This window comes from Roseicyclus salinarum, assembly GCF_029624655.1.
Taxonomy (GTDB): Bacteria; Pseudomonadota; Alphaproteobacteria; order Rhodobacterales; family Rhodobacteraceae; genus Roseibacterium; species Roseibacterium salinarum.
Genome location: NZ_JARRSA010000002.1, coordinates 1 through 13,461, shown reverse-complemented (window position 1 = coordinate 13,461; position 13,461 = coordinate 1). Strand labels below are relative to the sequence as shown.

Genomic DNA, 13,461 nt, shown 5'->3' with positions numbered 1-13,461 from the left:
TCAGAGCACGCCTTGTTCGCGCAGCTCGGCCGCAGCCTCGGGGTCCACCCACCAGAAGTCGAGATAGCCGATGCCGTAGGGGGGCAGAACCTCGGGGTGGCGGTAGTGGTTGTAGTAGGCCACCCAGGAGCTGTCGTTGAACCATTGCGGCACTCGGATGCGATGGGCGCGCAGCACGCGGTCGAGCGCGCGCGTCGCCACCTCCATCTCCTCCCGGGTCTCGGCGCGGATCACCGTCTCGAGCAGGCGGTCCACGCCTTCGTCGGCCAGCCCGGCCACGTTGAACAGCGCCTCGTCCGCCCCGAGGGTGCCGAAATACTGCCTGAGGCTCGTGCCGGGCTCGTAGCTCATCGGGTAATGGTCGGTCAGGATGTCGAAGTCCGCGTTGCGCTGGCGCTGGCTCATCTGCGCGCCGTCCACGCGGTTCATGCGCGCGTCGATGCCGATGGCGCGCAGGTTCTCGACGTAGGGGTTGATGATGCGGTCGAACAGCGGGCCCGCGTTGAGGAATTCCACCTCGAGCGTCTGGCCGGCCTCGTTGCGCAGCATCCCGTCGTCGCCGGGCGTCCACCCCGCCTCCTGCAGAAGCTGCGTCGCGCGCCGCGCCTGACGCCGGTCGAAGGTCCGGTCGGGGTCGGATGCGGGCGTCGCGAAGGGCGGTTCGGTGAAGACCTCGTCGGGCAGAAGGCCGCGCAACGGCTCCAGCACCGCCAATTCCTCGGGCGGCGCGATCCCCTCGGCCTCCAGATGCGTGTTCTCCCAGAAACTGTCGATCGGCGAATAGAGCCCGTAGAACAGCGTCTGGTTCGTCCATTCGAAGTTGAACATCAGCGCGATGGCCTCGCGGACGCGGGGGTCCTGGAACTTCTCGCGGCGCAGGTTGAACACGAAGGACTGGCCGCTCGCGATCAGGCCCTGAGGGATGTCCTCGCGGATGACGATCCCCTGGCGCAGGCGCGGGAAATCGTAGCTCGTGGCCCAGTTCTGCGAGGAGTTCTCTTGCCGGAACATGTAGTTGCCAGCGGTGAAGCCTTCGAAGGCCGCGATGGCGTCGGCGTAGTATTCGACCCGGATCGAATCGAAGTTGTGCCGACCCTGGTTGATCGGCAGGTCCCAGCCCCAGTAGTCGGGGTCGCGCTCGAACACGGTCGAGCGGCCGGGATCGACGTCACCGAGGATGTAGGGCCCCGACCCCACGAGCGGCTCCAGCCGGCTTTCGTCGAAGTCGCGGCCGCTGTCGACGTGGCTCTGGCGGCTGAACACGGGAAGCCCGCCGGCCGCCTCGATCCGTCCGCGCACCTGGCTTTCGGGGTTGAAGTCGAAACGGATGCGCCGCTCGTCGAGGACGGTGGCGCTGTCGATCGTGTTGGGCAGGTTGGCGCGGAACGACGGCAGGCCCTCGTCACGCAGGATCTCGTAGGAAAACAACGCGTCGTCGGCCGTCACCGGCGTGCCGTCGGAAAAGCGCGCGTTCTCGCGGATCGTGAAGATGACGTAGGACTTGTCCTCGGGGTAGGCGATGGTCTCGCACAGCAGGCAGTAGGACTCGCCGATCGTGTCGAGCGTCCCCTCCAGCATCGACTCGAAGAAGATCGAGGACAGGACCGCCGGGTTGCCCTGGTTCGTGTAGGGATGCATCGAGTCGAACGACCCGCCCGCGCTGGACCACGACAGCGACATCTCCCCGCCCCGCGGGGCATCGGGGTTGACGTAGGAAAGATGCGCGAAGTCGGCGGGATAGGTCAGATCCTCGAGCCCGAAGGTCGCCACCGCGTGCGTCACGACAAGCGTGTCGTCCTGCTGCGCGGGCGCGGGAAGCGCCGCGATCGCCCAGAGCGCGGCGGCGCCCACAAGCGGAAGAGCGGCGAGGCGCGGCGCGGGGGGCATGCGCCGTGCGGCGATGGCCGCGACGGGCAGCGGCGCGGGGGGGAATGGGAGATCTTGCATCGGGGTCTCCAAGCTCGTCCGGGGCTGTGTCCCTACATGTGGGCCGGATCACGTTAGAGACCACCCCCGCCACGGTTCAAGACGAGATTGCGTGATCGGCGGGTGAACGCGGGATTCGCCGCGCGACAGTCCCGCCCGAAACGACCGAAGGCCGCGCATAGACGGCGCGGCCTTCATGCGATCGGTGGCGGCTCGGCGGATTACTCGCCGATCGTGGCGAGGTAGGCGATCAGGTTCGCCCGATCCTCGACGTCGCGCATCCCCGCGTAGGACATCGCCGTTCCGGGCGCATACTCGCGGGGGTTCTCGATGAAGCCCGACAGGTTCTCGGGCGTCCAGTCGCCCTCCATCGACGACAGAGCGTCGGAGTAGCTGAAGCCGTCCACGGCCGCCTTGTCCCGCCCGACGACCCCGTAGAGGTAGGGCCCGACGCCGTTCTGGCCCTGCTGCAGCGCGTGGCAGGCCTGGCACTGGCGCCACAGGCGTTCGCCGGCGGCGGGGTCGGCGCTGGCGTAAACGTCGGCAAAGGCGACCTCGACCACCTCTTCCTCGGGCGCGTCGTCGGCCGGGGCGTTCTCGTCGATAATGACGTAGCCGCGCGCCTGATCCTCGGGCCGGTCGACATGGTAAAGGCTCTCCGCCGCCCAGCCCCCCAGCAGGAAGACGAGGAGCGCCCCGCAAAGGGCGCCGAAGGCCTTGGTGACGGTCATCGTATCAAGCATGGCTCACCCACTTCGTTCGCGATTTCGCGGGTATGTATGGTGTTTCCACGGGCGGAGGCAAGGTGTAGGGAGCGCGACAGAACGCCCAAGTGTCACGGATGGTTGCCCCATGACGACCCGCATCGCCTTCCAGGGAGAGCCCGGCGCATACTCGCACCAGGCCTGTCACGCCGCCCGCCCGCAGCTCGAGGCGCTGCCCTGCCCGACATTCGAGGCGACGATCGACGCGGTGCGCGAGGGCCGCGCGCTGCAGGCGATGGTGCCGGTCGAGAACACTACATACGGGCGCGTTGCGGACATCCACCGCCTGCTTCCCGAATCCGGGCTGCACATCGTCGACGAGGCCTTCGTTCGGGTTCACATCAACCTGCTCGGTGTGCCGGGCGCGACGATCGCGGACGTGAAGGAGGCGTGGTCCCACCTCGTGCTTCTGCCGCAATGCGCGCGCTTCCTGCGCGAGCGCGGCATCACCGGGCGCGTCAGCCCCGACAACGCGCGTGCCGCCCGCGACGTGGCCGAGTGGGGCGACCGCGCGAAGGCGGCGCTCGCGTCCGAACTCGCGGGCGAGATCTACGGCCTCGACACCCTCGCGCGGCACATCGAGGATCACGACACCAACACGACGCGCTTCCTGATCATGGCGCGCGAGCCCGACATGACGCGCCGCGCCGAGCACATGATGACGACCTTCGTGTTCCGCGTCCGCAACATCCCCGCCGCGCTCTACAAGGCGATGGGCGGGTTCGCCACGAACGGCGTCAACATGACCAAGCTGGAGTCCTACATGGTCGACGGCTCCTTCACCGCGACGCAGTTCTACGCCGACATCGAAGGCCATCCCGACGACGCGCCGGTGCGCCGCGCGCTGGAAGAGCTGGACTATTTCACCAGTTACCTGAAGGTGCTGGGGACGTATCCCGCCGATCCCGCGCGGGACTGACCCCCTCCGCCGGATCCAGATGACCGACAGCGCGCCGTCCCTGCCCCAGATCAACCCGCTGCGCGGCATCGCGCTCAAGATCGGGTCGGTCTGCATCTTCGTGGCCATGTCGGCCCTCATCAAGGCGACCTCCGACATCGTGCCGCCCGGGCAGGCGGTGTTCTTCCGCTCGGCCTTCGCGGTGCCGGTGATCGTGGCATGGCTCGCCATGCGGCACGAACTGCATACCGGCCTCAGGACGGCGAACCCGATGTCGCACGTCTGGCGCGGCCTCGTGGGAACCAGCGCGATGGGCCTCAGCTTCACGGGCCTCGGCCTGCTTCCGCTGCCGGAGGTCACGGCCATCGGCTACGCGGCGCCGATCCTCGTCGTGGTCTTCGCGGCCATGTTCCTCGGCGAGCAGGTGCGCGCCTTCCGCCTGAGCATGGTCGCACTGGGGCTTGCCGGCGTGCTCGTGGTGCTGTCGCCCCGCCTCGAGGTCGATCCCGAGACGGTGGGCACCGGCGAGACGCTGGGCGCCATCGTCGTCCTGCTCGCGGCGGTCTGTGCGGCGCTCGCCCAGGTCTTCGTACGCAAGATGGTGCAGACCGAAAGCACCTCGGCCATCGTGTTCTATTTCTCGCTGACGGCCAGCGGTCTGTCGCTTCTGACGCTGCCCTGGGGCTGGACCATGCCGCCGGCCTGGGCTTTCGCGCTTCTCATGCTGGCCGGAGTGCTGGGCGGGGTGGGTCAGATCCTGCTGACCTCGTCCTACCGCCATGCCGACGCGTCGCTGATCGCGCCGTTCGAATACACCTCGATGCTGCTGGCGATCGTCGTGGGCTACACCGTCTTCTCCGAGATACCGACGCGCACGATGCTGATCGGGGCGGCGATGATCGTCGTGGCGGGCGTCGCCATCATCCTGCGCGAACGCCAGCTCGGCCTCGAGCGCGCCCGCCAGCGCAAGGCCGGGCCGACCCAGCCCTAGCCCGAACTCCGCGCGGCCCAGGCGCGCTCGACCGTCTGGCCCTGCCGCACCAGCGCGCCCTCGATGCGCCGCATCGCGCGCCGCCGCGCAAGCTTCAGCGTCTGGAGCATCAGCCGGGCGGACATGGTCGATGCCCTGAGCTCCAGCACGATGGAAACCCGGGTCATGCCGTCCGGAAGCGGCGCGAGCGTCATCTCGTAGGTGCAGGCCATGCCGCCCACCCGGCTTTCGATGACGATCGCCTCCTCGGGCGCGAAGGTCGTGATGCGGGCCTCGATCGGCTGCGCCCTGCCCTGCACGGGAACCGATCCGCGCCACGCCGCGCCCGGCCGCGCCACCTGCCAGCCATCGACGCGCTCAAGGTCGGCGTCGCGGGCGCGGATGTCGGCCTCCACGGCGGAGAAATCGGTGAACCCTGCCCAGGTCCAGGACAGCGGCGCCTCGACATCCTCGGCAACCTTGAACTTCATTCCCGCGCCTCCCCCACCGGCGGCAGGGCGCCGTCGTGATCGATCCGGTCGGCAAGCCACGCCTGCATCAGGAAATGCGCGATCGCCCCCTTGCGCGCGCCCGCGATTTCGGGGTGGCGGCCCATGAACACCTCCAGCATCTCGGAGCGGCTGACCCAGCGGGCGTCCTGCAGTTCCGCGGGATCGACGGTGATTTCGGTCGTCTCGGCCTCGCCGTGGCAGCCCAGCATGAGAGAGGCGGGAAACGGCCATGGCTGGCTGGCGAGGTAGCGCACCGGACCGACGGTGACGCCCGCCTCCTCCAGCACCTCGCGGCGCACCGCGGCCTCGATGGTCTCGCCCGGCTCCACGAAGCCCGCGAGCAGCGAATACATGCGCTCGGGCCACGCGGGCGAGCGGCCCACGAGCACGCTGTCGCCGTGGGTGATCAGCATGATCACCACGGGATCGGTGCGCGGGAAATGACCGGCGCCGCAGGCGGCGCAACGGCGCTGCCAGCCGCCCTCGGAGGGGGCCGTGGCGGCTCCGCACCGGGCGCAGAAGCGGTGCGTCGCGTGCCACTGCAGAAGTCCGCGCGCGGTCGCCGCAAGCTCGGCGTCACGCGGCGACAGCGCGGCCATGACCGACCGCAGCTCGACGAAGCCCGCGCCGTCCAGCGCCTCGGCCGGGTGACGCTGCACGCTGGCGTCGAGGAACGCGCCCACCTGCGCCTCGTCCACGTCGTCGGGCACCCACGACGACACGTCGGCCGCGAACAGGTGCGCACCGTCCGCCGCGACCCCGAGGAACACCGGCGCCTCCGCCGCCTCGGCCAGCACGGGGTGCGCAATGTCGCGGAACGCAAGCCCCGGCGCCGCCTCGCCGGGGGCGCCCGAAAGCAGCGGCTTGCCGCGCCAGACAGGCAGGACGCCCGCGCCGCGCGCGAGCGACGCGGCCAGAAGATCGCCGTCGCGACGCAGATGGGCGGCCCGATCCAGACCCGATGCCCCGAAGACAACCTGACAAGCGTCGCGCATCCCGATATCCCTGATTCACTGCATCCGGCGATGAGTATGGCGCGGAGGCCACAAAAGCCACAAGGCGCCTCACTTTCTCCCCATTGTGCCGTATTGAGTGTATCGGACGAACGGGAAATGTCGTTCAATTTCCCTGCAACTATAGGCGGTTGAATGTCCCGCAGCGAAGAATTCGCGCAACAGATCGAAGACCCGCCTGCGGGTGCGTCGCGCGTGGTCGTCCGCATCCTCGCGACCACCGATCTCCATGCCTACCTGATGCCCTACAACTACTATACCGACACCCGCGACGACAGCGTCGGGCTGGTGCGGATCGCGGGCCTGATCGACGCGGCGCGGGCGGGATCGCGGAACTGCATTCTGGTGGACAACGGCGACACGCTGCAGGGATCGCCGCTTGGCGACGTCGCGGTGGAGGAACTGCTGCCGCACGGCGCGCCGCATCCCATGATCGCGGCGATGAACGCGCTCGGCTACGACGTGGCGACGCTGGGCAACCACGAATTCGACTATGGCCCAAAGGTCCTCGGCACGATCCTGTCGCAGGCGCGCTTTCCGGTCGTGGCCGCGAACGTCCATACGGCCGAGGACGGAGGCGCGTTCAGGCCGGGCCGCGTGATCCTGACCCGGACGCTGCGCGACCACGCCGGGCGGGACGTCGAGATGCACATCGGCATCACCGGCATCGTTCCGCCGCAGACCGCGATGTGGAACCGCGCGGTCATCGGAGGGACGCTGGTGTTCTCGGACACCGTGGCGGCGGTCGCACGCGAGGTCTCGGCGCTTCGCGCGGACGGGGCCGATATCGTCGTCGTGCTGGCCCATACCGGGCGGGGCGACCCCGACACCCCCCCGCGGCCGGACGACGGCGCCGAGAACACCGCGGATGCGATCGCGGCGCTGCCCGGTGTGGATGCCGTCGTGGCCGGTCATACGCACGAAGTCCATCCCGCCGCCTCGCCGCGCGACGTGCCGCCGGGCGAGACGCCGATGGTTCAGCCCGGAAACTGGGGGTCGCATCTGGGCTGCATGGACCTCGCGCTCGACGGACGCATCGCCCCGGACGGTGACGGCTCACGCCGCACATGGTCGGTCGTGAAGGCGCGCACGCAGAACATACCCGTGCGCGGTGGCGGCTTCGAAGCCTCGACCGCCCTTCGCAGCGTGATGCGCGCGCATCCGCAGCTGCGGCAGCAACTGGCCGGTCAGCACCGCGCGACCCGGCGCTTCACCAGCCGCGAGCTCGGGGAAACGGCGATCCCGCTCAACACCTACTTCAGCTTCGTCGCGCCTTGCGCCGCGACCCAGCTGGTCGCCGATGCCCAGCACATGGCCGGCCGCGAGGCCATCGCCGACCACCCCGAGCTTCAGGGGCTGAGGATGCTTTCGGCCGTCGCGCCCTTCCGCGCGGGCGGCCGCGCCGGTCCCGAGCAATATACCGACATCGCCGTGGGTCCCCTGCGGCTGCGCCATGCGCACGACCTCTACTGCTTCCCCAACCTGCTGGCGATCCTCAGGGCGCGCGGGAGCGACCTGAGGTGCTGGCTGGAACGGTCCGCCTCGATCTTCCGGCGGATCGATCCCGATGCGGCGGGACCGCAGGCCCTGATCGACGACGCCTTCGCGCCCTACAATTTCGATCGGATCGACGGGCTTCTCTACGACATCGACATCAGCCGTCCGGCCCGCACGAACGCCATCGGCGACCGGCTGTTCGAGACCGACGGGCGCATCCGCAACATGCGTTTCGCCGACGGCACGCCGCTCGATCCCGACGCCGAGGTGCTGGTCGTCACGAACTCCTACCGCGCCAGCGGCGGCGGTCATTTCCGAACCTGCTTCACGTCGGAGACGGTCCTGATCGGTGCGGATCCGGTCCGCGATCACGTCGCCCGCTTCATCGCGGCGGCAGACGAGCCGTTGAGCACCATCCCCGGTCAGACGTTCCGGCTGTGCGGTCTCGGCGGGGCCGAGGTCGTGTTCGCCACCGGCGCGGGCGCGCTGCGCCACCTGGACCGGGCGGAGGAGCTTGGGCTTGCCCGGCGCGGCGATGTCGACAACGGCGTCGTGCACTTCACGCTGAACGGCTGAGGGACCGAGCGCTCGCCCTCTCCACCTGCACAAAATTTTTGCATGTTGCCTGCGATGCGGGCAATCTGAGGGGCAAGCCGCGCGACCCGGACACCGGCCATTGACGCCCAGGGTCCGCGAGGTCTGAGTCGGGTGCGGTGCCGGGCCCGAGGGACCCTGCCATTCAGATTCGCCGGCCGGCCCCGCCTGCCGGTTCATATCCAAGGAGGACACCTTGCCGAACCGTCTGTTGACCCCCCCGGCCGCCGCGATGATCGCCGCGCTTGCCGCCGCGACGCCCGCGCTGGCGCAGGACACCGAGATCCAGTTCGCGCTCGACTGGCGCTTCGAAGGCCCCGCCGCGCCGTATTTCCTGGCCATCGACAATGGCTATTTCGCGGAGGAAGGGCTCGAGGTGGAAGTGACCGCCGGGCAGGGATCGCTCGACGCCATTCCGAAGGTCGCCTCGGGCGCGTTCCCGATGGGCTTCGCCGACATCAACAGCCTGATCCGCTTCCTCGACCAGAACCCCGGCGCCCCCGTGACTGCCGTCATGATGGTCTACGACAACCCGCCCTTCGCCATCGTCGGCCGTGTCAGCCAGGGCATTTCCGGGATCGAGGACCTCGAGGGGTCGGTCCTTGGCGCGCCGCCGCCCGACGGCGCATGGGCGCAGTTCCCGATCCTCGCCGCCGTGAACGATATCGACGTCTCCACGATCACCGTGGAAGAAGTCGGCTTCCCGACCCGCGAGCCGATGCTGGCCGAGGGCAACGTCGATGCCGTCACCGGCTTCAACTTCTCGTCCTACCTGTCGCTGGCGCGGCTCGGCGTCCCCGAGGAGGACATCACGACCATCCTCTTCGCGGATCACGGCGTCGCGCTTTACGGCAACGCGGTGATCGCCAACACCGAGTTCGCCGAGGCGAACCCCGAGGCCGTCACCGGCGCGCTGCGGGCCATCGCGCGGGGCTGGTCCGACGCGATCGCGGACCCCGAGGCAGGTTCCGCCGCCGTGCTCGAGCGCAACCCGGCCGGCGATCTCGCCCTCGAGGCGGAGCGCCTGCAGCTTGCGATCGACGGCAACGTCCTGACCGACTACGTCGTCGAGAACGGCATGGGCAACATCGACCCGGCGCGGATGGCGACGGCGCTGGAGCAGCTGAGCCTGACCTACGACTTCCAGAACGAGCCGGACATGTCGCTCTACTTCACCGACGCCTACCTTCCCGAGGCAGAAGTGCTGATGATCGCGCCGGAGTGACACCGCGCTGAAGGAACGCTGTCGCCCGGGGCCGTCGCAGGCCGGCCCCGGGCGCTTTCATGCAAAGGACGACGATGGCCGCCTCTCCCCACATGATCGAGCTGCGCGAGGTGTCGCATTCCTACCGCACCAAGGCCGGCCCCCTGCCGGTGCTCGACAACCTGTCGCTGAAGGTCCCCCAGAACACCTTCTGCGCCGTCGTCGGCCCCTCGGGATGCGGCAAATCCACGCTGACGCGGCTGGTCTCGGGCCTGATGAAACCGTCCGAGGGGCAGGTCTGGCTGCACTCGAAGCTCGTCACCTCGCCGAGGCCGACGGTAGGCATGGCCTTCCAGAACCCCGTGCTCCTCGAATGGCGCACGATCCTGCAGAACGTGCTTCTGCCCATGGAGATCGTGAAAAGCCCCATGTCGCGCGCGCAGGCCGAGGAGCGGGCGCGGCACCTGCTGGAACTCGTGGGCCTCAAGGGGTTCGAGGACAAGCGCCCCTCCGAGCTGTCGGGGGGAATGCGGCAACGCGCGAGCCTGTGCCGCTCGATCATCCACAGGCCCGACGTCCTGATCCTGGACGAGCCCTTCGGGGCGCTCGACGCCTTCACCCGCGAGGACCTGTGGTGCACCATGCACGACCTGCGCGAGGAAGAGCCGTTCACCTGCCTCCTGATCACCCATGACCTGCGCGAAAGCGTGTTCCTGGCCGACCAGGTCGTGGTGCTGTCGGGCCGGCCCGCACGGGCGCAATACGTCCTCGACGTGGACATGCCCGCGAAGCGCAGGCTCGACGACCTCTACACGCCGAAATCGGTCGAGATGCTGGCGATCCTGCGTCACCAGATCCAGGTCGCTCAGGGCCGCGCGACCGAGGCCGACGCGCCCGAACCCAAACCCGAAGACGCCGCCGCCCCGCGCGCGTCGCGCCAGCCGGTTCCAGGAGCGATGCAATGAACGACGGGCTGCGCAAGTTCCTCGCGCCGACGATGTTCATCGTCGGCATCATCGCGTTCTGGGAATGGGCGGTCTGGTACAACCAGCTGCCCGACTACCGCATGGCAAGTCCCTCCGACCTGATGCCGCGCTTCGTCCAGTTCCGCGAGCTTTTCCTCGTCGCCTCGTGGGAGACGCTGTGGCGGACGGTGGTGGGTCTGGCCCTCGCCGTGGTGTTCGGCACCCTCATCGGCATGGTCATGGGTTTCTCGCGCTTCGCCCGCGAGGGGCTCTACCCGATCCTCGTGGGGTTCAACGCGATCCCGAAGGCGACCGTCGTCCCCATCGTCGCGCTGATGTTCGTGGGCCAGCACGATTTCAACACCGTGCTCATCGCCTTCATGATCTCGTTCTTTCCGATCGCGGTGTCGGTCTCGATCGGCCTGTCCACGCTCGAGCCGGAATACCGCGACATCCTGCGCTCGCTGGGTGCGTCGAACTTCACGATCTTCTGGAAGATCGCGCTGCCCAAGACCCTGCCGGAATTCTTCGGGGCGCTGAAGGTCGCGGTGACGCTTGCCTTCATCGGCACCAACCTGATGGAGATCGTGTCGCCGCATGGGCGCGGCCTTGGCGCGCTGTTCGATTCGGGACGTATCAGCGCGGATTACCCGCTGATGTTCGCCGTGCTCTTCGCGCTGGCGGCCCTCGGGATCCTCCTGTTCTACGTCGTGGTGTTCCTCGAGCGCATATTCGCGGGCTGGGCGGAACGGGCGCCGTCCTGAGGCGCAAGACGATGCGCGCGGAAGGCCGGGCAGGGGTTGCGGCGGAAGGCGCTATTTCCTATCTCATGACGTGAGAGGTTGGCGCGGGCAGGCGCCTCGCCAACCCGGTCAGGTCCGGAAGGAAGCAGCCGTAACGAGCCCCGCTTGGGTCGTTGTCCAGCCTCTCACCCCGAATGCGCCGTGCGCCATGCACGGCGCATTTCGCGTTCCGGGGCCTCGCCTGCCACCGACAGGCGCGCATCTCCGCTCAGATCAGCCGATCCAGAAGGCTCGCGGCCATGTAGGCCGAGATGAGCCCGAGAACGACGGCAAGCCCGAAATAGAGCGTCGCAGCCTCGAGCGCGACGCGCGCGACCGGCCTCAGGCTGGTCCGCCGCCATTGCCACAGCAAGATCCCCGTGACCGCCGCCAGAACGTGGAGCGCGCCGAACAGGCTGACGGGGCCGGGTCCCAGATACGCCATAAGGCCCGCGATCCCGTCGGGCCAGACCAGCGCCGCGAACCAGAAGACCAGCGCACAGGCCGCCATCCCCCCGAGAAACAGCGCCATCAGCGCGACAAGCGCCCTTGGCGGGACATGTTCTGGCATCGGGCTCCTCCGGTCTGCCTCCGTCCTCCGGTATTGGACAGACGTCGCGTCAGATTCTAGCCTTTCACGCATGACGGACAAACAGGAGCTTGCCGAGACCCGCACGAGCTGGGCCGAGGATCGCACGATGCTCGCCAACGAGCGGACCTTCGCGGGATGGATGCGGACCGGCATGGCCGCCGTCGCCATCGCGCTCGGGCTCAGGGCGCTGTTCCGCGCGTTCGAGCCGACATGGGTGCCGAAGGCGGTGGCCACGATCTTCGTCGTTATCGCCATCGCCATCTTCCTCAGCGCCCAGTTGCAGGCGCGCGCGACCCTGCGCAGGCTTCACAACCACGACGCCCGGCTGCGTTCGTCGCGGTCGATGACCCTGACGGCCCTGGCGCTCAGCCTCGCGTCGGCCCTGACGGGCGCGATCCTCTGGCTTCTCTGACGGGGGCCATGGACCTCGGGCCGGGGAGTGCATAACCTTGGGCGGTCACCCCGACCGCATCGCCCCCGAGAGGCCGCGCAGATGAGCGAAACACCCCAGGCTGCCTACCAGGTTCTGGCGCGCAAATACCGTCCGCAGACCTTCGCCGACCTGATCGGTCAGGACGCGATGGTGCGCACCCTGAAGAACGCGTTCGAGGCCGACCGCATCGCGCAGGCGTTCATGCTGACAGGCATCCGAGGCACCGGCAAGACGACCACGGCCAGGATCGTCGCCAAGGGCCTGAACTGCATCGGGCCCGACGGCGCGGGCGGCCCCACGACCGACCCCTGCGGCGTCTGCCAGAACTGCGTCGCCATCGCCGAAGGCCGCCATGTCGACGTGTTGGAGATGGACGCGGCCAGCCACACGGGCGTGCAGAACATCCGCGACGCCATCATCGAGACGGTGAGCTACCGCGCGGCGCAGGCGCGCTACAAGATCTTCATCATCGACGAGGTCCACATGCTCTCGACGAGCGCGTTCAACGCGCTTCTCAAGACGCTCGAGGAACCGCCGGCGCATGTGAAGTTCCTGTTCGCCACCACCGAGATCCGCAAGGTGCCGGTGACCGTCCTCAGCCGCTGCCAGCGCTTCGACCTGCGCCGCATCGAGCCCGAGGTGATGATCGCGCACCTCAAGGGCGTCGCCGAGAAGGAAGGCGCGCGCATCTCGGACGAGGCGCTGGCGCTCGTCACCCGCGCCGCCGAGGGGTCGGTCCGCGACGCGATGAGCCTTCTCGACCAGGCCATCGCCCACGGCGCGGGCGAAACCGGCGCCGATCAGGTGCGCGCGATGCTGGGCCTCGCGGACAGGGGCCGCGTCCTCGACCTGTTCGAGGCGATCATGGCCGGCGATACCGGCGCCGCGCTGTCCGAGCTTGGCGGGCAATACGCCGACGGCGCCGACCCGGTGGCCGTCCTGCGCGACCTTGCCGAGATCACGCACTGGCTTTCGGTGGTGAAGATCACGCCCGAAGCGGCCGAGGATCCCACCATCTCGGGCGCCGAACGGAGCCGGGGACAGGATCTCGCCGCGCGCCTGCCGATGCGGGCCCTCACGCGGATGTGGCAGATGCTGCTGAAGGCGCTGGAAGAGGTCCGCCTCGCGCCGAACGCGATGATGGCCGCCGAAATGGCGGTGATCCGCCTGACCCATGTGGCCGACCTGCCGACGCCGGGCGATCTGGTGCAGAAACTGTCGGACGCCCCGCCGCGCCCCGCGCCGCCGCCGGGTCCGGGCGGCGGCAACGGCGGCGCCCGCCCCGCGCAGGGCGCATCGCCCTCCGCGTCG

Annotated in this window: 13 protein-coding genes and 1 other RNA gene; 9 read left to right on the top strand and 5 right to left on the bottom strand. The window is 68.9% G+C overall.

What is annotated here, in order from left to right; genetic code table 11:
- On the bottom strand, positions 1 to 1,947 hold the full coding sequence (locus P6F26_RS01560) for an extracellular solute-binding protein (RefSeq protein WP_278026881.1): 1,947 nt from the start codon (positions 1,945 to 1,947) through the stop codon (positions 1 to 3).
- Positions 1,948 to 2,147: 200 nt separating this feature from the next.
- Positions 2,148 to 2,669 carry a c-type cytochrome gene (locus P6F26_RS01555; RefSeq protein WP_278026880.1) on the bottom strand — a complete coding sequence of 174 codons (522 nt, stop codon included), beginning with the start codon at positions 2,667 to 2,669 and terminating at the stop codon, positions 2,148 to 2,150.
- Between the two features lie 109 nt (positions 2,670 to 2,778).
- Here P6F26_RS01555 and P6F26_RS01550 point away from each other — a divergent pair, with 109 nt between their 5' ends.
- The gene (locus tag P6F26_RS01550; protein WP_278026879.1) at positions 2,779 to 3,609 is read left to right on the top strand and encodes a prephenate dehydratase; all 831 of its coding nucleotides are present in this window, start codon (positions 2,779 to 2,781) and stop codon (positions 3,607 to 3,609) included.
- 19 nt (positions 3,610 to 3,628) lie between these two features.
- Positions 3,629 to 4,579 (top strand): DMT family transporter, encoded by a 951-nt coding sequence (locus P6F26_RS01545; RefSeq protein WP_278026878.1) that lies wholly within the window; start codon positions 3,629 to 3,631, stop codon positions 4,577 to 4,579.
- On the opposite strand, the gene P6F26_RS01540 is transcribed toward P6F26_RS01545, so the two are convergent.
- Together P6F26_RS01540 and nudC are read right to left on the bottom strand one after the other, a co-directional pair.
- Entirely contained in the window at positions 4,576 to 5,049 is a 474-nt protein-coding gene (locus tag P6F26_RS01540; RefSeq protein ID WP_278026877.1) for an SRPBCC family protein, read from the bottom strand. The genes P6F26_RS01545 and P6F26_RS01540 overlap by 4 nt on opposite strands.
- Positions 5,046 to 6,065, bottom strand: a complete 1,020-nt coding sequence (gene nudC / locus P6F26_RS01535) for an NAD(+) diphosphatase (RefSeq protein ID WP_278026876.1) — start codon at positions 6,063 to 6,065, stop codon at positions 5,046 to 5,048. Before nudC ends, P6F26_RS01540 begins: the two co-directional genes overlap by 4 nt.
- 153 nt (positions 6,066 to 6,218) lie before the next feature.
- Here nudC and P6F26_RS01530 point away from each other — a divergent pair, with 153 nt between their 5' ends.
- The 5 genes from P6F26_RS01530 (at position 6,219) to ffs (ending at position 11,276) form a co-directional block, all read left to right on the top strand.
- Complete coding sequence (locus tag P6F26_RS01530; protein WP_278026875.1) at positions 6,219 to 8,156, top strand: bifunctional 2',3'-cyclic-nucleotide 2'-phosphodiesterase/3'-nucleotidase; 1,938 nt, start codon at positions 6,219 to 6,221, stop codon at positions 8,154 to 8,156.
- Positions 8,157 to 8,406: 250 nt separating this feature from the next.
- Positions 8,407 to 9,399: an ABC transporter substrate-binding protein gene (locus tag P6F26_RS01525; RefSeq protein WP_278027040.1), complete on the top strand. Its 993-nt coding sequence runs from the start codon at positions 8,407 to 8,409 to the stop codon at positions 9,397 to 9,399.
- Between the two features lie 59 nt (positions 9,400 to 9,458).
- On the top strand, positions 9,459 to 10,343 hold the full coding sequence (locus P6F26_RS01520; protein ID WP_278026874.1) for an ABC transporter ATP-binding protein: 885 nt from the start codon (positions 9,459 to 9,461) through the stop codon (positions 10,341 to 10,343).
- Positions 10,340 to 11,107 (top strand): ABC transporter permease, encoded by a 768-nt coding sequence (locus P6F26_RS01515; RefSeq protein ID WP_430736710.1) that lies wholly within the window; start codon positions 10,340 to 10,342, stop codon positions 11,105 to 11,107. Before P6F26_RS01520 ends, P6F26_RS01515 begins: the two co-directional genes overlap by 4 nt.
- A gap of 72 nt (positions 11,108 to 11,179) precedes the next feature.
- An RNA gene (ffs, locus tag P6F26_RS01510) (signal recognition particle sRNA small type) lies at positions 11,180 to 11,276 on the top strand.
- 78 nt (positions 11,277 to 11,354) lie between these two features.
- Here the strand turns inward: ffs and P6F26_RS01505 are convergent.
- Positions 11,355 to 11,696 carry a hypothetical protein gene (locus tag P6F26_RS01505; protein WP_278026873.1) on the bottom strand — a complete coding sequence of 114 codons (342 nt, stop codon included), beginning with the start codon at positions 11,694 to 11,696 and terminating at the stop codon, positions 11,355 to 11,357.
- A gap of 70 nt (positions 11,697 to 11,766) precedes the next feature.
- Between P6F26_RS01505 and P6F26_RS01500 the strand changes: the two genes are divergently transcribed.
- A complete protein-coding gene (locus P6F26_RS01500) occupies positions 11,767 to 12,129 on the top strand; it encodes a YidH family protein (RefSeq protein ID WP_278026872.1) in 363 nt (120 codons plus the stop codon).
- 27 nt (positions 12,130 to 12,156) lie between these two features.
- A partial coding sequence (locus P6F26_RS01495) for a DNA polymerase III subunit gamma/tau (protein ID WP_278026871.1) occupies positions 12,157 to 13,461 on the top strand: 1,305 nt, incomplete at its 3' end.

Coding starts and splice junctions, on each gene's coding strand:
- P6F26_RS01560 (WP_278026881.1), bottom strand. CDS start 1,947: ATGCAAGATCTCCCATTCCCCCCCGCGCCGCTGCCCGTCGCGGCCATC.
- P6F26_RS01555 (WP_278026880.1), bottom strand. CDS start 2,669: ATGCTTGATACGATGACCGTCACCAAGGCCTTCGGCGCCCTTTGCGGG.
- P6F26_RS01550 (WP_278026879.1), top strand. CDS start 2,779: ATGACGACCCGCATCGCCTTCCAGGGAGAGCCCGGCGCATACTCGCAC.
- P6F26_RS01545 (WP_278026878.1), top strand. CDS start 3,629: ATGACCGACAGCGCGCCGTCCCTGCCCCAGATCAACCCGCTGCGCGGC.
- P6F26_RS01540 (WP_278026877.1), bottom strand. CDS start 5,049: ATGAAGTTCAAGGTTGCCGAGGATGTCGAGGCGCCGCTGTCCTGGACC.
- nudC (WP_278026876.1), bottom strand. CDS start 6,065: ATGCGCGACGCTTGTCAGGTTGTCTTCGGGGCATCGGGTCTGGATCGG.
- P6F26_RS01530 (WP_278026875.1), top strand. CDS start 6,219: ATGTCCCGCAGCGAAGAATTCGCGCAACAGATCGAAGACCCGCCTGCG.
- P6F26_RS01525 (WP_278027040.1), top strand. CDS start 8,407: ATGATCGCCGCGCTTGCCGCCGCGACGCCCGCGCTGGCGCAGGACACC.
- P6F26_RS01520 (WP_278026874.1), top strand. CDS start 9,459: ATGCAAAGGACGACGATGGCCGCCTCTCCCCACATGATCGAGCTGCGC.
- P6F26_RS01515 (WP_430736710.1), top strand. CDS start 10,340: ATGAACGACGGGCTGCGCAAGTTCCTCGCGCCGACGATGTTCATCGTC.
- P6F26_RS01505 (WP_278026873.1), bottom strand. CDS start 11,696: ATGCCAGAACATGTCCCGCCAAGGGCGCTTGTCGCGCTGATGGCGCTG.
- P6F26_RS01500 (WP_278026872.1), top strand. CDS start 11,767: ATGACGGACAAACAGGAGCTTGCCGAGACCCGCACGAGCTGGGCCGAG.